Origin of the sequence: Bradyrhizobium sp. 31Argb (assembly GCF_043638955.1) — a bacterium.
Classification (GTDB): domain Bacteria; phylum Pseudomonadota; class Alphaproteobacteria; order Rhizobiales; family Xanthobacteraceae; genus Bradyrhizobium.
Window position 1 is genome coordinate 1 of sequence record NZ_JBEGDB010000059.1, and the last position, 19635, is coordinate 19635.

Below are 19635 nucleotides of genomic sequence, written 5' to 3' on the forward strand. Positions count from 1 at the left end.
CGCGTCTTGGCCGGTGGCCACCGGCCAAGACGCTAAATCGCTTCCATCGCACAAATCATGCCCGTGCAGATACAAGGGGGCGCGCCGATTTCGTCGGCCGCCATCGGTTGCCATCCGTTGGGGAAAAGCGGGACGCCGCATCACGATGGCGCGTTCGGCGTGGACTCCGGGGATCGGACGCATCACCATTGAATGGCGAGTCGGGATCGGCGGCCTTGTGCCCAGGCCCGGCGGTTGCGTTCCTCCATCAAACCAAGGCCCTTCGAAGCACCCATGCCCAGTGCCGGATTCGTCCATCTTCACGTTCATTCGGCCTATTCTCTGCTGAAGGGTTCGATCAAGATCGCCAAGCTCGGCGAGCTTGCCAAGGCGGACCGCCAGCCGGCGCTGGCGCTGACCGACACCGACAACATGTTCGGCGCGCTGGAATTCTCCGACAAGATGGCCGGCTATGGCATCCAGCCTATCGTCGGCTGTGAGCTCGCGATCGATTTCGGCGACGTCGATCCGAATTCGCGCAGTGTGCTGGCCGGCGCTCCGGCCCGAATCGTGCTGCTCGCCGCGCGCGAACGCGGCTATCGCAGTCTGATGCGGCTGAACTCGCGGGCGTTCCTGGAGACGCCCGTCCACCAGTTGCCGCATATCAAGTTCGACTGGCTGACGGACGATGCCGAGGACCTGATCGCGCTGACCGGCGGTCCGGACGGACCGATCACGCTTGCGTTCGCGGCCGATCACGCCAGCCTTGCCGCCACGCGTTGCGACCGCCTGGCAAGCCTGTTCGGAGACCGCCTCTATATCGAGCTGCAGCGCCACAGCATCGACAAGGAGCGCCGCACCGAGGCCGGCCTGATCGATCTTGCCTATACGAAGGGCCTGCCGCTGGTTGCGACCAACGAGCCCTATTTCGCGAGCACCGACGACTACGAGGCCCACGATGCGCTGCTGTGCATTGCCGGCGGGCGGCTGATCGCAGAGACCGATCGCGAGCAGCTCACGCCCGACCACCGCTTCAAGACGCGCGCCGAGATGGCGGTGCTGTTTGCGGATATTCCGGAAGCCCTGGCGTCGACGGTTGAGATCGCCGAGCGCTGCTCGTTCCGGCCGAAGACGCGCAAGCCGATCTTGCCGCGCTTCACTGTAGGCGCGGGATCGGGGTCCGATGCGGCAAGCGAGGAGGCTGCGGAGCTGATACGCCAGGCCGAGGAGGGGCTCGCGAGGCGTCTGCGGATCCACGGCTTGTCGCCGGGCATCACGGAAGAGGACTATCAGAAGCGTCTCGCTTTCGAGATCGATGTCATTAACCGCATGAACTATGCGGGCTACTTCCTGATCGTCTCCGACTTCATCAAATGGGCCAAGGCGCACGACATTCCGGTCGGGCCGGGCCGTGGCTCCGGCGCAGGTTCGCTGGTTGCCTGGGCGCTGACTATCACCGATCTCGATCCGATCCGGTTCGGCCTGCTGTTCGAGCGCTTCCTCAATCCGGAGCGCGTGTCGATGCCGGACTTCGACATCGACTTCTGCCAGGATCGCCGCGGCGAGGTGATCTCCTATGTGCAGGAGCGCTACGGCCGCGACCAGGTGGCGCAGATCATCACCTTCGGTACGCTGCAGGCGCGCGGCGTGCTGCGCGACGTCGGCCGCGTGCTGCAGATGCCCTATGGCCAGGTCGACAAGCTGACCAAGCTGGTGCCGCAGAATCCCGCCGCGCCCGTGACGCTGGCGCAGGCGATCGAGGGTGAACCAAAGCTGCAGGCTTTCCGCGACGAGGATCCGGTGGTCGCGCGCGCCTTCGACATCGCGCAGCGCCTGGAAGGCCTGACCCGACACGCGTCGACCCACGCCGCCGGCATCGTGATCGGTGACCGCCCCTTGAGCGAGCTCGTGCCGCTCTACCGCGATCCCAAATCCGACATGCCGGTGACCCAGTTCAATATGAAATGGGTTGAGCCGGCGGGGCTGGTGAAGTTCGACTTCCTCGGCCTGAAGACGCTGACGGTGCTTGATGTCGCCGTGAGGCTGCTCAAGCAGCGCGATGTGCACGTCGATCTGGCGACGCTGCCAATCGACGATGCCGACAGCTACCAGATGCTGGCGCGGGGCGATGTGGTCGGCGTGTTCCAGGTTGAAAGCCAGGGCATGCGGCGCGCGCTGATCGACATGCGGCCGGACCGTTTCGAGGACATCATCGCGCTGGTGGCGCTCTATCGCCCCGGCCCGATGGCCAACATCCCGACCTATTGCGCGCGCAAGCACGGCGATGAAGAGCCGGAATATCTGCATCCGATCCTGGAGCCGATCCTGAAAGAGACGTTCGGCGTCATCATCTACCAGGAGCAGGTGATGCAGATCGCGCAGCAAATGGCGGGCTACACGCTCGGCCAAGCTGACCTGCTGCGCCGCGCCATGGGCAAGAAGATCCGCGCCGAGATGGAGAAGCAGCGCGAGATCTTCGTCGCCGGCGCAGTCAAGAATGGCGTGCCGAAAGGGCAGGCGGAGACGATCTTCGAATTGCTCGCCAAGTTCGCCGACTACGGCTTCAACAAGAGCCACGCCGCGGCCTATGCGCTGGTCTCCTATCAGACCGCCTACATGAAGGCGCATTATCCGGTGGAGTTCCTGGCAGCGTCGATGACGCTCGAACTCAACAACACGGACAAGCTCTCCGAATTCCGTTCCGAGGCGCAGCGGCTCGGCATCAAGGTCGAGCCGCCCGACGTCAATCGCTCCGGCGCAACCTTCGACGTCGGCGGCAACACCATCTACTACGCATTGGCCGCGCTGAAAGGCGTCGGTCTGCAGGCGGTCGAGCAGATCGTGGAGGAGCGGAAGAAGGGCGCCTTCACGTCGCTGGCCGATTTCGCGGCGCGCGTGAGCCCGCGCGCGATCAACAAGCGCATCATTGAAAGTCTCGCCGCCGCCGGCGCCTTCGATTCGCTTGAGCCGAACCGGACCCGCGTCTTCGCCGGCGCCGATGCGATCCTCGCCGCCTGCCAGCGGAGCCATGAGGCCGCGACATCGGGCCAGAACGATATGTTCGGCGGGCTTTCGGACGCGCCGAGCATCGTGCTGCCGCAGGTCGAGCAGTGGCTGCCGGCGGATCGGCTGCGACGCGAGTACGATGCCATCGGCTTCTTCCTCTCGGGTCACCCGCTCGACGACTACGCCACGGCCTTGAAGCGATTGCGCGTGCAGTCCTGGGCCGAGTTCTCGCGCGCGGTCAAAACCGGTGCGACCGCCGGCAAGGTCGCGGCAACGGTGGTATCGCGCATGGAGCGGCGCACCAAGACCGGTAACAAGATGGGCATCATGGGCCTGTCGGATCCCACCGGCCATTTCGAAGCGGTGCTGTTTTCCGAAGGATTGGCGCAATACCGCGACGTGCTGGAGCCGGGCGCCGCCGTGCTCCTGCAGCTCGGCGCCGAACTGCAGGGCGAGGACGTCCGCGCCCGCGTGCTGCATGCCGAGCCGCTCGATGCCGCAGCGGCCAAGACGCAAAAGGGCCTGCGCATCTTCCTGCGCGACACCAAGCCGCTGGACTCGATCGCCAAGCGCCTGCAGCCGGGGAACGGCACCGGCGGCGATGTCGCGCTGGTGCTGCGGCTCGATCTGGAGACCGAAGTCGAATTCAAGCTCGAAGGCCGCTTCCAGGTGTCCCCGCAGATCGCGGGCGCCATCAAGGCGGTTAGCGGCGTCGAGATGGTCGAGACGCTATGAGCGCCGGATCGCGGATCGGGCAGCCTGTGCTTATTTGTACACGAGCTGGTACATCGGGTGAGATATGGCCTCTACCACCTTCACAGTGCGCGTAGATTTCGCGGCGAAGAAGCGGCTGGAAAAGCTGGCCAAGAGCACCGGGCGCAGCCGTTCCTTTCTCGCCGCCGAGGCGATCAACGAGTATCTCGACGTCAACGAATGGCAGATTGCGGGCGTCAAGCGAGCGATCGCGTCACTCGATCGCGGCGAGGGAATTTCGCACGACGAGGTCAAAGACTGGGTGACATCGTGGGGTAGCGGCAAAGAAAAGCCGTTTCCCAAGCGGACATGAGCGCGTCTGGTCCCCTGAAGCTGTCGAGGACCTGATCGCGATACGAGCCTATATTGAGCAGAGCAGCCCCGCGGCGGCGAAGCGTATTGTGCTCTACATCATGCACGATGTGGAGATGCTGCTATCCGATAATCCCGAAATGGAAAGGCCGGGCCGGGTTCCAGGAACGCGAGAACTGGTGATTCCGATGACGCCGTATATTGTGCCCTATCGTGTGGCGGGCCAGACCGTGCAGGTTTTGCGGGTATTTCACGGCGCCTGGCGGTGGCCCGAGACCCTTTAAAGAGGGGACGCCCCCAAATCCGCCCATTTTCCTTGCTTCTGGCGGAAATCGCGCTATACAGCGCGCCATCTCACACGGAAACATGGCTCTAGAAGGCCGTCCGGTGGCAGCCGGGCCGAGAAGGCTCGCTTGCTCACACGTTTCCGGAGGAACCAACCGGAGAATCAAAACGATGTCGGTACCCGATTTCACCATGCGTCAGCTTTTGGAAGCTGGCGTGCATTTTGGCCACCAGGCCCACCGCTGGAACCCGAAAATGGCGGAGTACATTTTCGGCGCCCGCAACAACATCCATATCATCGATCTCGCCCAGACCGTGCCGATGCTGCACCGTGCGTTGCAGGCGGTCAGCGATACCGTCGCCAAGGGCGGCCGCATCCTGTTCGTCGGCACCAAGCGGCAGGCGCAGGACGGGGTCGCGGATGCGGCCAAGCGCTCGGCGCAGTATTTCGTCAATTCGCGCTGGCTCGGCGGTACGCTGACCAACTGGAAGACGATCTCGGCCTCGATCAAGCGGCTGCGTCATCTGGACGAGGTGCTCTCGTCCGGCGAAGCCAATTCCTACACCAAGAAGGAACGGCTGACGCTGCAGCGCGAGCGCGACAAGCTTGACCGTTCGCTCGGCGGCATCAAGGACATGGGCGGCCTGCCCGACATGATCTTCGTGATCGACACCAACAAGGAAGACATCGCGATCCAGGAAGCGCAGCGGCTCAACATCCCCGTCGCCGCGATCGTCGACACCAATTCGGACCCCAAGGGCATCACCTTTGTGGTGCCGGGCAACGACGACGCTGGCCGGGCGATTTCGCTCTATTGCGACTTGGTCGCGCGGGCCGCGATCGACGGCATCTCGCGCGCGCAGGGCGATGCCGGCATCGATATCGGCGCCTCCCTCCAGCCGCAGCAGGAAGAACTCCCGGCGCCGTCGGCGACGACCGGCTTCCAGGGGCTGCCGGGACCGCGCGGCACTGCCGACAACCTCAAGAAGCTCACCGGTGTGTCGGGCACGATCGAGAAGAAGCTCAACGATCTCGGCATCTTCCACTATTGGCAGCTCGCCGAGCTCGATCACGACACCGCCCACAAGATCGGCGAACAGGTCGGTCTGCCGAGCCGTGCCGACGCCTGGGTCGCCCAGGCCAAGGCGCTCACCGCGGAAGCGGAATAACCTGAACGGCGGTGCGGCCGGACCTTTCCGGCCAGCGCTTCAATTCCCAGATCAAGGCATTCCCTGTCGCTCGCGGCGGCGCCCTAAAGGCGCCGCCGCGCTTCACAGGCAAGAAGGAATTCAATGATGGCAACGATCACAGCAGCGATGGTCAAGGACCTGCGCGAGTCGACCGGCGCGGGAATGATGGATTGCAAGGCGGCGCTGACCGAGGCCGCCGGCGACATGCAGGCCGCACAGGACTGGCTGCGCAAGAAGGGCCTGTCGAAGGCCGCCAAGAAGGCCGGTCGCGTCGCCGCCGAGGGCCTGATCGGCGCCCTGACCAAGGACACCAAGGGCGTCGTCGTCGAGGTCAATTCCGAGACCGACTTCGTCGCGCGCAACGATCAATTCCAGGGTCTGGTCAAGATGATCGCCCAGGTCGCGCTCGAGGTCGGCGCCGACGTCGAGAAGATCAAGGCGGCCAAGGTCGGCGCCGTCACGGTCGAAGCTGCGATCAACGATGCGATTGCGACCATCGGCGAGAACATGACGCTGCGCCGCGCGGCTTCGCTAGAGGTCGGCAAGGGCGTGGTGTCGAGCTACGTCCACAACGCCGTCATCGAGGGCGCCGGCAAGATGGGCGTGATCGTGGCGCTGGAATCGGCCGGCAAGACCGATGAGCTTGCCGTGCTCGGCCGCCAGCTCGCCATGCATGTCGCCGCGGCCTACCCGCAGGCGATCGATCCCGCCGGGCTCGATCCTGACGTCGTCCGGCGCGAGAAGGACGTGCTCGCCGACAAGTACCGTCAGCAGGGCAAGCCGGAGAACGTGATCGAGAAGATTGTCGAGTCCGGCCTGAAGACCTTCTACAAGGAAGTCTGCCTGCTGGAGCAGGCTTTCATCCACGATAGCGGAAAGTCCGTGGCGCAGGCGGTTAAGGAAGCTGAGGGCAAGGTCGGCGCGCCGGTGAAGATTGCCGGTTTTGTGCGCTATGCTCTTGGTGAGGGAATCGAGAAGCAGGAATCCGATTTCGCAGCCGAAGTCGCGGCGGCCAGCGGCAAGAAGTAACCGCGTGGATCGAACGGTTCCGGCGCCATCGCGCCGGAGCCTGCTTGCGCGGGATGAGGGAGCATCATGGCTGAGCCGGTCTATCGTCGCGTGGTGATCAAGCTTTCAGGCGAATACCTCGCCGGCAGCCAATCCTTCGGCATTGACCAGCCCACCATCGACCGCATCGCCGACGACCTGATCGCGGCGCGCCATCTCGGCACTGAGATTGCCGTCGTGGTCGGCGGCGGCAATATGGTACGCGGAGTGCAGGTGTCGTCTCATGGCCTGTCCCGCACCACCGGCGACACCATGGGCATGCTGGCGACCGTAATGAACTGCCTCGCGCTGGAATCGGCGATCGAGCGCAAGGGCACGCCGGCGCGCACCCTGTCAGCCTTCGTGATGCCGGAAATCTCCGAGTTGTTCACCCGCAGTGCGGCGCACAAATACCTCGCCGAGGGCAAGATCATCCTGCTCGGCGGTGGAACCGGCAATCCGTTCTTCACCACCGATACCACCGCGGTTCTGCGCGCGGCCGAGATCGGCGCGGACGCGGTCTTGAAGGCCACCAATGTCGACGGCGTCTACAGCGCCGATCCCAAGAAGGACCCGTCGGCCAAACGCTTTGATCGCCTGACGCATTCGCAGGCGATTGAGGGCGGTTACAAGGTGATGGACGCGACCGCATTCGCACTTGCCCGCGAGACGTCGCTGCCTATCATTGTGTTTTCGATCGCCGAGCCTGGCTCGATCGGCGCCATCCTGCGCGGCACGGGCCACGGTACGGTCGTCGCCGGCTGACGCTTGGGCGTTGCGGCATGGCGGTTGGTTTCTCGAGCATGATCCGGAAAAGTGGAAACCGGTTTTCCGAAAAGATCATGCTCAAACAAAGAATAGGGCATGATCCGGAAAAGCGGGAACCGGTTTTTCGACGAGATCATGCCCAAGCGAAGAGATGAGATCACGATCCGATCCCACCTGATCGGACCATCCAGAGGAAGGGGAGAGCGTCATGCCCACGCCTGGTTTTGACATCAACGAAGTGAAGCGCCGTATGCAAGGTGCGACCCAGTCCCTCAAGCACGAATTGGGCGGTCTGCGTACCGGCCGTGCCGCGGCGTCGATGCTGGAGCCGGTCCAGGTCGAGGCCTATGGCTCGCACATGCCGCTCAACCAGCTCGCCACCGTCAGCGTGCCCGAGCCGCGGCTGCTCTCGGTGCAGGTCTGGGACAAGACGATGGTCAAGGCGGTGGAGAAGGCGATCGTCGATTCCAATCTCGGCCTCAGCCCCGCGACCGAAGGGCAAGTGCTGCGGCTGCGCATTCCCGAACTCAATGCCGAGCGTCGCAAGGAACTCGTCAAGGTCGCGCATAAATATGCGGAAGCGGCCAAGGTGGCGGTCCGTCATGTCCGCCGCGATGGGCTTGATGTCGTCAAGAAGCTCGAGAAGAATCACGAGATCTCCGAGGACGATCAGGAGCGACTCGCCGCCGAGGTGCAGAAGGCGACCGACGGCGTGATCGCCGAGATCGATCAGTTGCTGGCGGCCAAGGAAAAGGAAATCCTGACCGTTTGATTTGGACAGCGCCGATGTCGAACGCCCCCGCACCTGCAACTGCCGGACCGGATCGAACCGGCAGTCCGTTGCATGTGGCGATCATCATGGACGGCAACGGGCGCTGGGCGGCGGCACGCGGCCTGCCGCGCGCGGAGGGACATCGGCGTGGCGTGGAGGCGCTGCGCCGGGTGGTGCGCGCCTCCCACGAACTCGGCATACTCTATCTCACCATCTTCTCGTTCTCGTCAGAGAACTGGTCGCGTCCGGCGACCGAGATCGGGGATCTCTTCGGCCTCTTGCGCCGCTTTATCCGCAATGATCTGGCGACGTTGCACCGGGACGGGGTGAGGGTACGCGTCATCGGCGAGCGTGAGGGACTCGAGCCGGATATCTGCGCGCTGCTCAACGAAGCCGAAGAGTTGACCAGGGCAAACACCAAGCTCAATCTCGTCGTCGCCTTCAACTATGGCTCGCGCCAGGAGGTCGCCGGCGCCGCGCGGCGGCTGGCGCAGGAGGTGGCGGAAGGAAAGCGCGATCCCGCATCGATCGATGCCGACACGCTCGGGCAATATCTCAACGCGCCCGACATTCCCGATCCCGATCTGATCATCCGCACCAGCGGCGAACAGCGGCTGTCGAATTTCCTGATGTGGCAGGCGGCCTATAGCGAGCTCGTGTTTGTGCCGATCCATTGGCCGGACTTCGACAAGGCGGCGCTGGAAAGTGCAATCGCCGAATACGCCAGACGCGAGCGCCGCTTCGGCGGTCTGGCTGCGAAAACCGCATCGTGACCCAAGATAAAGCCGCACCCGCGGCAACGAGCGAGCCGTCCTCGCGCAATCTCTTGATGCGCGTCATCGCGGCGCTGGTCTTGGCGCCGGTTGCGATTGCGATCGCCTATGCCGGCGGTGTTCTCTGGACGCTTCTGGTCACGCTCGCCGCGATTGGCCTCTATGTCGAATGGCTGATGGTCATCGGCGTCGGACACACGCTGCGCGTGACCGTGGCCGGTGCACTTGCGCTGGCGGCAGCGGGGCTCTGTCTCGGGACAGGGCGGCTTGACGCCTCGCTATCGGTGCTGGCGGTCGGGCTGATCGTGGTCGCCGTGATTTCATCCGAGCAACGTCGGTGGACGATAGCCGGATTTTGCTACGCCGCCGTCGCGGAAGTCGCCTCGGTCGTGCTGCGACAGGATCCGGAAGAAGGCTTTGTGGCGCTGATGTTCGTGTTGTTGGTCGTCTGGGCGACCGACATCGGCGGCTATTTCGCCGGACGCAGCATTGGTGGCCCAAAACTCTGGCCACGGGTCAGCCCGAAGAAGACCTGGGCGGGCGCGGTCGGCAGCTTCGTTGGTAGTCTCGTCGTCGCGGCGGGCTTTGCGGTGTTCGGCCTCGGCGCGGTTGTGCCGGTGCTGGTCTTGGGCGCGGTGCTGTCGGTGGTCTCCCAGTTCGGCGATCTCTTCGAGTCTGCGGTGAAGCGGCGGTTCGGCGTGAAGGATTCCAGCCATCTCATTCCCGGCCATGGCGGGCTGATGGACCGGCTGGACGGCTTCGTCGCCGCGGTTGCCGTTGCCGCGATTTTCGGCTTCTTGCGGGGCGGCGCGGATGGCGTCGGCCACGGTCTTATGGTTTGGTGAGGAAATGAGCGCTGTCCCATTGCGAAACAACAAGGCCGCGGCATCCGCGGTCCGCACCGTGACCGTGCTGGGCGCCACCGGCTCGATCGGCGACAGCACCATGGACTTGCTGCGCGGTGCGCGCGACCGCTTCCGCGTCGAGGCGCTGACCGCCAATGGCAATGCGCAGGCCCTGGCCAAGCTCGCTCGGGAATTCAACGTGCGCTTTGCGGCCGTGGCCGATCCGAGCAAGCTGTCCGAATTGAAGGATGCGCTGGCGGGCACCCGGATCGAATGCGGCGCCGGCGAAAGCGCGATCATCGAGGCCGCCGCACGGCCGGCGGATTGGGTGATGGCGGCGGTCAGTGGCGCAGCGGGCCTGAAGCCGGCGCTCGCGGCGGTTGATCGCGGCGCGACGGTCGCGCTTGCCAACAAAGAGTGTCTGGTCTGCGCCGGCGATTTCTTCATGCAGCGCGCACTGAAGGCTGGCGCCTGCATCCTGCCGGCCGATTCCGAGCATAACGCACTGTTTCAGGCGCTGAGCTCCGGCAATCGCGAGGAACTGGTGCGGGTGATCATCACCGCTTCCGGTGGGCCGTTCCGCACCTGGGCGCCCGCTGACATCGAGCAGGCTACTCTGGAGCAGGCGTTGAAGCATCCGAACTGGAGCATGGGTCAGAAGATCACGATCGACTCAGCCTCGATGATGAACAAGGGGCTCGAGGTGATCGAGGCCTCCTATCTGTTCGCGCTGACGCCGGATCAGATCGACGTGCTCGTGCATCCGCAGTCGATCATCCATGGCATGGTGGAATTTTCGGACCGTTCGGTGGTCGCGCAGCTCGGCACGCCCGACATGCGCATTCCGATCGCGCATTGCCTCGGCTGGCCTGATCGCATCGTCGGGCCGTCGGCCAAGCTCGACCTGGCCAAGGTCGGCCAGTTGACCTTCGAGGCGCCGGATTTCGAGCGGTTCCCGGGGCTCCGACTGGCTTACGAATCGTTAAGGACCGGTCGGGGCGCGACCACGGTATATAATGCTGCCAATGAGGTGGCGGTTGCCGCCTTCATCGCCGGCAAGATCAAGTTCGGCGCGATCGCGCGGCTGGTGGAGGCGACCCTGAACGATTGGATCAGGTCCGGCAATCTGGCGCCTCTGACATCGGCAGATGATGCGATTTCCGTTGACCATAACGCGAGAAATAGGGCTGCCTCCCTATTGCCTCAAATTGCCTTAAAGGCATCATAGAGGGTTGGAACCAGGCTTGTAGCCCTGGTCGAGGGGAACTGAATGACCGAGTTTTTCGTACATGGTTTCAATACGTTGAGCCACGGGCTCGTCGGTTATGTGGTTCCCTTCCTGTTTGTCCTGACTATCGTCGTTTTTTTCCACGAGCTCGGCCATTTCCTGGTCGCTCGCTGGGTCGGCGTCAGAGTGCTGACCTTCTCGCTCGGCTTCGGCCCGGAGCTGTTCGGCTTCAATGACCGCCACGGCACGCGCTGGAAGCTCTCCGCGATTCCGCTCGGCGGCTATGTCAAATTCTTCGGCGACGACAGTGAAGCTTCGACGCCCTCGACCGAGACCCTCTCGGCCATGACCGCGGACGAACGTAAGGGCAGCTTCCATCACAAAAAGGTCGCGCCGCGCGCGGCCATCGTCGCCGCCGGCCCGATCGCCAATTTCATCCTGGCGATCGTGATCTTCACCTGCCTGTTCACCTTCTTCGGCAAGCCGAGCACCACGGCGCAGGTCGACAAGGTCGAGCCGGGAAGTGCCGCGGCGGTCGCCGGTTTCCAGGTCGGCGACGTCATCACCGCGATCGACGGTACTACGATCGATAGCTTCTCGGACATGCAGCGCGTCGTCAGCATCCACGGCGGCGATCAGCTCACCTTCACCATCAAGCGCAGCGGTTCCACGATCCAGTTGCAGGCGACGCCTGAGCTTCGCGACATCAAGGATCCCTTCGGGAACACCCACCGGCAGGGCATTCTGGGAATCACCCGCGCCACCGCGCCAGGCGAGGCCGTGACCGAGCGGGTCGATCCCGCTACCGCGCTCTGGCTCGGGGTGAAGGAGACCTGGTTCGTGGTCGACCGGACACTGTCCTATATCGGCGGTGTCTTCACCGGGCGCGAGGCTGCAAACCAAGTCGGCGGGCCGCTCGGGATCGCGCGAATCTCGGGCCAGGTCGCCAGCATCGGCCTTGCCGCGCTAATTCACCTGGCCGCCGTGCTCTCGATCTCGATCGGGCTCCTCAACCTGTTCCCAGTACCGCTGCTCGATGGCGGTCACCTTTTGTTCTATGCGGTCGAGGCGATCCGCGGCCGGCCGCTATCTGAACGCGCACAGGAAATGGGGTTCCGAATCGGCCTCGCTCTGGTGCTAATGCTGATGGTGTTCGCGACCTACAACGACATTCTCCATCTCGCGGCATCGTGAAACGGCTTTTTTGTGGCGTTGCCTAACGGCAACGTCTTGGAATGAAAATGGAATTGTACAGCCGTCAGTCGGTTGCCGACGTAACAAAATTGGCTACAAGCTGTGCAGCAAGGTTGGGAATCTGCCGGTCCGTTGGGGAACGGGCCGGCCGTGGAATGATAAGGGCGCGGTGCGCATGATTGTTGGAATGCGAGTGCGGGGGGGCTTGCTTGCCGCCCTGATCATGTTCGCTGTGCCGGTGGCCGCCTCGCTGGCGGCTATGCTTGTGTCTGAGCCTGCCGTCGCGCAGACGGTGGATGCGATCACGGTGGAGGGGAACCGCCGTGTCGAGGTCGAGACCATCCGCTCCTATTTCAAGCCGGGTCCGGGCGGCCGCCTGAGCCAGGCTGACATCGACGATGGCCTGAAGGCGCTGATCGAGACCGGCCTGTTCCAGGACGTCCGAATCACCCCCGCCGGCGGCCGGATCGTCGTGACCGTGGTCGAAAACCCCGTGATCGGCCGAATCGCCTTCGAGGGCAACAAGAAGGTCAAGGACGACCAGCTTTCGGCTGAAATCCAGTCGAAGCCGCGCGGTACCTTCTCGCGTCCGATGGTGCAGTCCGATGCCCAGCGTATCGTCGAAATCTACCGCCGTTCGGGCCGCTATGACGTGCGCGTCAACCCGGAGCTCATCGAGCAGCCGAACAACCGCGTCGACCTGATCTTCACCATCACCGAAGGCCAGAAGACCGGTGTCCGGTCGATCGAGTTCATCGGCAACAATTACTATTCCTCTTATCGTCTGCGCGACGTCATCAAGACCCGCGAATCAAACCTGCTGAGCTTCCTCGGCGGCGCAGACACCTACGATCCCGATCGGGTCGAGGCCGACCGCGACCTGATTCGCCGCTTCTACCTCAAGCACGGCTTCGCCGACGTGCAGGTGGTGGCCGCGCTGACCGAATACGATCCCGAAAAGAAGGGCTTCCTCGTCACCTTCAAGATCGAGGAGGGACAGCAGTATCGGGTGGCGTCCGTCAGCTACCAGTCTTCGATCGCGACGCTGGATCCGAACTCGCTGAGCTCGTTCTCGCGTGTTTCCGTCGGCTCGCTCTACAACGCCGAGGCGCTGGAGAAATCGGTCGAGGAAATGCAGATCGAAGCCTCGCGGCGCGGCTACGCCTTCGCCATCGTGCGGCCGCGCGGTGATCGCAATTTCGAGAATCACACGGTCTCGATCGTGTTCGCCGTGGACGAGGGCCCGCGAACCTATATCGAGCGTATCAATATTCGCGGCAATACCCGCACCCGCGACTACGTGATCCGCCGCGAATTCGATATCTCCGAGGGTGACGCCTACAACCGCGCCCTGGTCGACCGCGCCGAGCGGCGGCTGAAGAACCTCGACTTCTTCAAGAGCGTGAAGATCACCACCGAGCCGGGCTCCTCCAGCGACCGCGTGATTCTGGTGGTCGATCTCGAGGAAAAGTCGACCGGCGACTTCTCGGTCTCCGGCGGCTATTCGACCACGGACGGTGCGCTCGCCGAAGTCAGTATCTCGGAACGCAACTTCCTGGGACGAGGCCTGTTTGCGAAGGCGTCCGTGACCTATGGACAATATGCGCGCGGCTACTCGCTGTCGTTCGTCGAGCCGTACCTGCTCGACTATCGCGTGGCGCTCGGCCTCGACATGTACCAGCGCCAGCAACTCGCAAACAGCTATATTTCGTACGGTACCGAAACGCTCGGCTTCAGCCCGCGGCTAGGCTTCAGCCTGCGTGAAGACCTCGCGTTGCAGCTCCGCTACTCGATCTATCAGCAGAAGATCAGCCTGCCGTTCCAGTTGGCGAATTGTAACAACAATCCCAACAACGGCCTGCTTGCCTTCAACCCGTCGCCGGCCTTCGCGCAACTGAACGGAATTCCTGCAGGAGGCACTGCGACGGCCGGGGGCCAGAGCGCCACTGACAGCTCCGGACTCGGCCTGTGGTGCTACAGCGACGGCGAAGCCTCGCTGCCGGTCCGCAAGGAGTTGCAGGGCGGCAAGACGCTCACGTCGGCGCTCGGTTACTCGCTCAACTACAACACGCTCGACAACAACAAGAACCCGACCGACGGCCTGCTGGTCGACTTCAAGCAGGACTTCGCCGGCGTCGGTGGCGACGTCAGCTACATCAAGTCCGCGATCGACGTGAAGTACTACACTCCGCTGGTCGCCGATATCGTCGGCCTGATCCATGCCCAGGGCGGTATTCTCAACCAGGTCGGCAACGATCAGATCCGGATGCTCGACCACTTCCAGATGGGTCCGAACCTGGTCCGCGGTTTTGCTCCGAACGGCATTGGTCCGCGCGACATCAACCCGTTCGGTACGATGGACGCGCTCGGCGGCACCAAGTACTGGGGCGTGTCGGCGGAACTGCAGATGCCGTTCTGGTTCCTGCCGAAGGAAGTTGGGCTCAAGGGTTCGATCTATGCCGACGCCGGTGGTCTATATGACTACAAGGGACCGACGTCGTGGGCGCAGACCGGCGAAGTCAACGTGCCGGGCTGCATTCCGCCAACCGTCGGCAACGGGGTGGTCCCGTCCAATCCCGGAACCTGCCTCGGACTGCAGTATGATAATGGTAACGTTGTCCGCACCTCGGTCGGTGTCGGCCTGATCTGGGCCTCGCCGTTCGGTCCGCTGCGCTTCGACTATGCTGTCCCGCTTACCAAGGGTCAGTTCGATCGCGTGCAGCAATTCAAGTTTGGCGGCGGAACATCGTTCTAACCGCGATCGTCGGCCGCACTGCGACGGATGGAATGGCGCAGCCGATCTTCTTCAAGAGTCCCCCTTCGTCGACGCTGGCTGACATCGCCGCGTTGACGAAGGCGCATTTGGTCGACCCCTCCAGGGGTGGCCACGTGATCAGAGGGCTTGCCTCGCTCGACGAGGCCGGCCCGATGCATCTGGCGTTTTTCGACAATCTCAAATATGTCGACCAGCTCACCTCGACCAAGGCTGGTGCCTGTCTGGTCAGCCCGCGCTTCGAGGCCGACGTGCCTGCCCATGTGGCGGTGTTGCGGGCCGCAAAGCCGTTCCACGCCTTCGTGCATCTGGCCCGGCAATGGCACAGCGACGCGCTCAGGCCCGGCTCGTGGTTCGGTGTCGAGGGCATCGCGCCGTCGGCGATCATCGACCCCACGGCGCATCTGGAGGACGGCGTGATCGTCGACCCGCTGGCAGTGATCGGGGCCAGGGTCGAGATCGGTTCCGGTACCGTCGTCGGCGCAGGCGCGGTGATCGCGGCCGACGTCAAGATCGGGCGCGACTGCAATGTCGGCGCCAAGACGACGATTCAGAACGCCCTGATCGGCAACAACGTGCTGATCCATCCCGGCTGTAATATCGGCCAGGACGGCTACGGCTTCATCTTCTTCGGGCCCGACGGCCACCTCAAGGTGCCGCAGACCGGGCGGGTCCTGATCCAGAACAATGTCGAGATCGGCGCCGCTTCCACCATCGACCGCGGCAGCCTGCGTGACACCGTGATCGGCGAGGGCACCAAAATCGACAACCAGGTCCAGATCGGCCACAATGTGACCATCGGCAGGCACTGCCTGCTCGCGGCCCAGATCGGGCTCGCGGGCAGCCTGACCATCGGCGACAATGTCGCGCTGGGCGCCAAGGTGGGCATCAACAACCATCTGAAGATCGGCGACGGCGCCCAGGTCACGGCGATGAGCGCCGTGAAGGACGACATTCCAGCCAACGGCCGCTGGGGCGGTCACTTTGCCAAACCGACCAAACAGTGGTTTAGGGAGATCCTTGCGGTGGAGCGCCTGGTGCGTGACGGTGCGCCGGTTTCGAAAGGCGAGGAAAGGGAGTGATGGAGGAGTCACCGGTCAGGTTCGAGCTTGTGGACATCAACGACATCCTCAAGACGCTGCCGCACCGCTATCCGATGCTGTTGATCGACCGGGTCATCAACATCCGCGCCGACTACAGCGGCATCGGCGTCAAGAACGTCACGTTCAACGAGCCATCATTCCTCGGGCATTTTCCCGAACGCCCCGTCTATCCCGGCGTGATGATGATCGAGGCCATGGCGCAGACCGCCGGCGTGATAGGCATCAAGTCGGTGGAGGGCACCGAGAGGCCGCGCGCGGTCTACTTCCTCACCATCGACAAGTGCAAATTCCGTAAGCCCGTGATGCCCGGCGACACCATCGAGTACCACATGCGCTCGATCGGCCGCCGCAAGACCATGTGGTGGTTTCACGGCGACGCCAAGGTCAACGGTCAGATCGTCGCCGAAGCCGATGTCGGCGCGATGCTGACGGATTGATCGGCTCGGCGCGACTTCAATCTTCGTCCCGTGTACCGCGCGCTGCAATATGCGGTCATGATACGTCACTGGACATGCCGGGCAATGTCGCGCTAACCACCCGAAAATTCGATTGTTTAGCGCGCTTGCGCATCAACCAGTAGCGGGCCTGTCGTAATGAGCATGATCGATCCCACCGCGCGGATTGCGGATGGCGCCGTGATCGGCGAGGGCACCTCGATCGGTCCCTATTGCATCATCGGCCCCAATGTCGCGATCGGCGCGAACTGCAAGCTCGTTGCGCATGTGACCGTCTCCGGCCATACGTCGATCGGCGCGGAGTGCGTGATCTCGCCGTTTGCGGTGCTGGGCGGGCCGCCGCAGGATCTGAGCTACCGCGGAGAGCCTACGCGGCTTGAGATCGGCACGGGCTGCACCATCCGCGAAGGCGTGACGATGAACATCGGCACGGTGAAAGGCGGCGGGCTGACGCGCGTCGGCGACCGCGGCTATTTCATGAACAACAGCCATGTCGGTCATGACTGCATGGTCGGCAACGACGTGATCTTCGCCACATCAGCCACGCTTGGCGGTCACTGCGAGATCGGGGATTTCGTCTATATCGGCGGGCTCTCGGCCGTGCACCAGTTCACCCGGATCGGGCGGCAGGTGATGGTCGGCGGCGTCTGCGGCGTGCGCGACGACATCATCCCGTTCGGCCTCGCCAACGGCCAATATGCCGTGCTCGAAGGTCTCAACATCATCGGCATGAAGCGCCGCAAGTTCACGAGGGAGCGGCTGGTGACCGTCCGCGCCTTCTACCAGAAGCTGTTCCATGGCGAAGGTGTCTTCGCCGAGCGATTGGCCGCGGTGCAGCCGCTGGCGGCCGAGGATCCGGCGATCGCCGAAATCCTCGCCTTCATCGGCAAGGGCAAGCGGCCGCTCTGTCTTCCGGCTGTCGACGGCAAGCACTGATGCGAGGGGCGCCCGAGCCATGACGTCAGCGGCTCCAGCGATTTCCTCTCCGGTTGGCGTCATCGCAGGTGGCGGCGCCATGCCGTTTGCGGTCGCGGAGTCGCTTGCCAAACGCGGCATGGCGCCGGTGCTGTTCGCGCTGCGCGGCGCGTGCGATCCGGTCCGCGTCGAGGGCTTCCGCCACCGCTGGATTTCGGTCGGCCAGCTCGGGCGGGCGACAAGGCTGTTTCGCGAGGAGGGTTGCCGCGACCTGATTTTCATCGGCACCTTGATGCGGCCAGCGCTGTCCGAAATCCGGCTGGATCTGAAGACGCTTCGTGTTCTCGCAAACGTCATCCGCGCGTTTCGAGGCGGTGACGATCATCTGCTATCCGGCGTCGGCCGCATTCTCGAGCAGGATGGATTTCGCATGGTCGGGATCAAGGATGTCGCCCCGGACCTCTTGATGCCCGAAGGCTGCATCACGCGCACGACGCCGGCCGGCAATGCCAGCGCCGACATTGCGCGGGGGCGCGAGGTGCTTGCCGCGCTCGGCCCGTTCGACATCGGCCAGGCCGCGGTTGTGATCGACGGGCACGTTGTGGCGGTCGAGGACATCGAGGGCACCGACGGGCTCCTGGCGCGCGTGGCGCGGCTGCGTGCCGACGGCCGCATCCGTGCCCAGAGCGGCCGCGGCGTGCTGGTGAAGGCACCCAAGAGCGGCCAGGACCTGCGCTACGATCTGCCGACGGTCGGGCCGCGCACGGTCGAGGGCGCCGCGAAAGCCGGACTTGCCGGTATTGCCGTCATTGCCGGCAACACGCTTGCCGCCGAACCGCAGGCCATGATCGAGGCTGCGGACGCAAGACGGCTGTTCGTCGTCGGTGTGCCAAGCTGATGCACGGCCGCGCCCCAGACATCACGCGCAAGATCTTCCTGATCGCGACGGAGGAATCCGGCGATCGCCTCGGGGCTGCGCTGATGAAGGTGCTGCGCCAGCGGCTCGGCGATGCCGTGCAATTTGCCGGCGTCGGTGGCCGCATGATGGCGGGCGAGGGCCTCACGTCGCTGTTTCCGATCGAAGAACTCTCGATCGTCGGCCTTGCCGCGGTGGTGCAGCAGTTGCCGAAAATCCTGCGATTGATCCGGCACGCCACGGATGCCGCGATCGATGCGGCACCGGACGTGCTCGTCATCATCGACAGCCCCGATTTCACCCATCGCGTCGCCCGCCGCGTGCGCGCGCGCAATCCCGGCATTCCGATCGTCGACTATGTGTCGCCATCGGTCTGGGCCTGGCGGCCGGGCAGGGCGCGCGCGATGCTCGGCTATGTCGACCATGTGCTGGCGCTGTTGCCGTTCGAGCCGGAAGAATATCGCAAGCTGCGCGGGCCGCCCTGCAGCTATGTCGGCCATCCCCTGACCGAGCAGTTTGCCTCGCTGCGGCCGAATGCCGAGGAAGCGAAGCGGCGCGATGCGCAGCCGCCGGTCCTGCTGGTGCTGCCCGGGAGCCGGCGCAGCGAGATCGGGCATCACCTCGCGCTGTTCGGCGAAACGCTGGCGCAATTGCGCGCAAGCGGCGTTGCGTTCGAGCCGGTGCTGCCGACCATGCCGCATCTGGAAGCTGTGATCCGCGAGGGCGTGCAGGGCTGGCAGGTCAAGCCGCAAATCGTGGTCGGCGAGAGCGAGAAGCGCGCAGCGTTCAGGATCGCACATGCCGCGTTCGCCAAATCCGGCACCGTGACGCTGGAGCTTGCGCTGTCAGGCGTTCCCATGGTGACGGCCTATCGCGTCGGCGCCATTGAGGCCTTCATCCTGCGCCGTGCGATCCGCGTGCCATCGGTGATCCTGGCCAATCTCGTGATCGGCAAGGAAGTCATCCCCGAGTTCCTGCAGGAGAACGCAACGCCCGAGAAACTGTCGCAGGCGCTCGGCGAGTTGCTCGCGGATTCCGCGCTGCGCCGCAGCCAGATCGAGGCCTTCGCCACGATGGACGCGATCATGTCGACCGGCAACCAGCCGCCGAGCGTTCGCGCCGCCGACATCGTGCTGGCGACGATGCGGAACGGCCGGCGGACGAGCTAGTTAGCCGCCGTCAGGGCCCTTTCAGCACGCCGGCGCGCATCGGCCCAGGCTTCATTCATCCATTGAGCCCCGGACTGTCCGATCAGGTCGTCATCGGCCCCTCAAGCGATCCATCCGGCGAGGACCGCGAGGTACGTGAGCGTGCAGAGTT

16 protein-coding genes and 1 pseudogene are annotated in these 19635 nt (G+C 64.1%); all 17 read left to right on the top strand.

The annotated features are described in order from the left end of the window. Positions 1-273 precede the first annotated feature (273 nt). Entirely contained in the window at positions 274-3720 is a 3447-nt protein-coding gene (gene dnaE, locus AAFX91_RS14405; RefSeq protein ID WP_394566909.1) for a DNA polymerase III subunit alpha, read from the top strand. 64 nt (positions 3721-3784) lie between these two features. Further along, positions 3785-4051 (top strand): CopG family ribbon-helix-helix protein, encoded by a 267-nt coding sequence (locus AAFX91_RS14410; protein ID WP_394566910.1) that lies wholly within the window; start codon positions 3785-3787, stop codon positions 4049-4051. Between the two features lie 16 nt (positions 4052-4067). After that, a pseudogene (locus AAFX91_RS14415) lies at positions 4068-4334 on the top strand (type II toxin-antitoxin system RelE/ParE family toxin); the annotation flags it as partial. A gap of 172 nt (positions 4335-4506) precedes the next feature. Then, on the top strand, positions 4507-5505 hold the full coding sequence (locus AAFX91_RS14420; RefSeq protein WP_130577963.1) for a 30S ribosomal protein S2: 999 nt from the start codon (positions 4507-4509) through the stop codon (positions 5503-5505). Positions 5506-5631: 126 nt separating this feature from the next. After that, on the top strand, positions 5632-6555 hold the full coding sequence (gene tsf / locus AAFX91_RS14425) for a translation elongation factor Ts (RefSeq protein WP_394566911.1): 924 nt from the start codon (positions 5632-5634) through the stop codon (positions 6553-6555). Between the two features lie 66 nt (positions 6556-6621). Beyond that, positions 6622-7338 carry a UMP kinase gene (gene pyrH / locus AAFX91_RS14430; protein WP_394566912.1) on the top strand — a complete coding sequence of 239 codons (717 nt, stop codon included), beginning with the start codon at positions 6622-6624 and terminating at the stop codon, positions 7336-7338. 211 nt (positions 7339-7549) lie between these two features. Next, positions 7550-8113 (top strand): ribosome recycling factor, encoded by a 564-nt coding sequence (frr, locus tag AAFX91_RS14435; RefSeq protein ID WP_130229726.1) that lies wholly within the window; start codon positions 7550-7552, stop codon positions 8111-8113. 14 nt (positions 8114-8127) lie between these two features. Next, the gene (locus AAFX91_RS14440; protein ID WP_394566913.1) at positions 8128-8886 is read left to right on the top strand and encodes an isoprenyl transferase; all 759 of its coding nucleotides are present in this window, start codon (positions 8128-8130) and stop codon (positions 8884-8886) included. Further along, the gene (locus AAFX91_RS14445; protein WP_394566914.1) at positions 8883-9731 is read left to right on the top strand and encodes a phosphatidate cytidylyltransferase; all 849 of its coding nucleotides are present in this window, start codon (positions 8883-8885) and stop codon (positions 9729-9731) included. Before AAFX91_RS14440 ends, AAFX91_RS14445 begins: the two co-directional genes overlap by 4 nt. Before the next feature lie 4 nt (positions 9732-9735). Then, a complete protein-coding gene (gene dxr / locus AAFX91_RS14450; RefSeq protein WP_394566915.1) occupies positions 9736-10959 on the top strand; it encodes a 1-deoxy-D-xylulose-5-phosphate reductoisomerase in 1224 nt (407 codons plus the stop codon). A 42-nt stretch (positions 10960-11001) separates the two neighbouring features. Further along, positions 11002-12153, top strand: a complete 1152-nt coding sequence (rseP, locus tag AAFX91_RS14455; RefSeq protein WP_394566916.1) for an RIP metalloprotease RseP — start codon at positions 11002-11004, stop codon at positions 12151-12153. A gap of 175 nt (positions 12154-12328) precedes the next feature. Beyond that, entirely contained in the window at positions 12329-14908 is a 2580-nt protein-coding gene (gene bamA, locus AAFX91_RS14460; RefSeq protein ID WP_394566917.1) for an outer membrane protein assembly factor BamA, read from the top strand. Between the two features lie 32 nt (positions 14909-14940). After that, positions 14941-16008, top strand: coding sequence for a UDP-3-O-(3-hydroxymyristoyl)glucosamine N-acyltransferase (lpxD, locus tag AAFX91_RS14465; protein WP_394566918.1), 1068 nt, complete (start codon positions 14941-14943; stop codon positions 16006-16008). Then, complete coding sequence (gene fabZ / locus AAFX91_RS14470) at positions 16008-16466, top strand: 3-hydroxyacyl-ACP dehydratase FabZ (protein ID WP_130577954.1); 459 nt, start codon at positions 16008-16010, stop codon at positions 16464-16466. The genes lpxD and fabZ overlap by 1 nt, the downstream gene beginning before the upstream one ends. A gap of 156 nt (positions 16467-16622) precedes the next feature. Next, positions 16623-17420, top strand: coding sequence for an acyl-ACP--UDP-N-acetylglucosamine O-acyltransferase (gene lpxA, locus AAFX91_RS14475; protein ID WP_282528882.1), 798 nt, complete (start codon positions 16623-16625; stop codon positions 17418-17420). Positions 17421-17439: 19 nt separating this feature from the next. After that, positions 17440-18297, top strand: coding sequence for an LpxI family protein (locus tag AAFX91_RS14480; RefSeq protein ID WP_394566919.1), 858 nt, complete (start codon positions 17440-17442; stop codon positions 18295-18297). Beyond that, entirely contained in the window at positions 18297-19484 is a 1188-nt protein-coding gene (gene lpxB / locus AAFX91_RS14485; RefSeq protein WP_394566920.1) for a lipid-A-disaccharide synthase, read from the top strand. Before AAFX91_RS14480 ends, lpxB begins: the two co-directional genes overlap by 1 nt. The last annotated feature ends 151 nt before the right edge of the window (positions 19485-19635 follow it).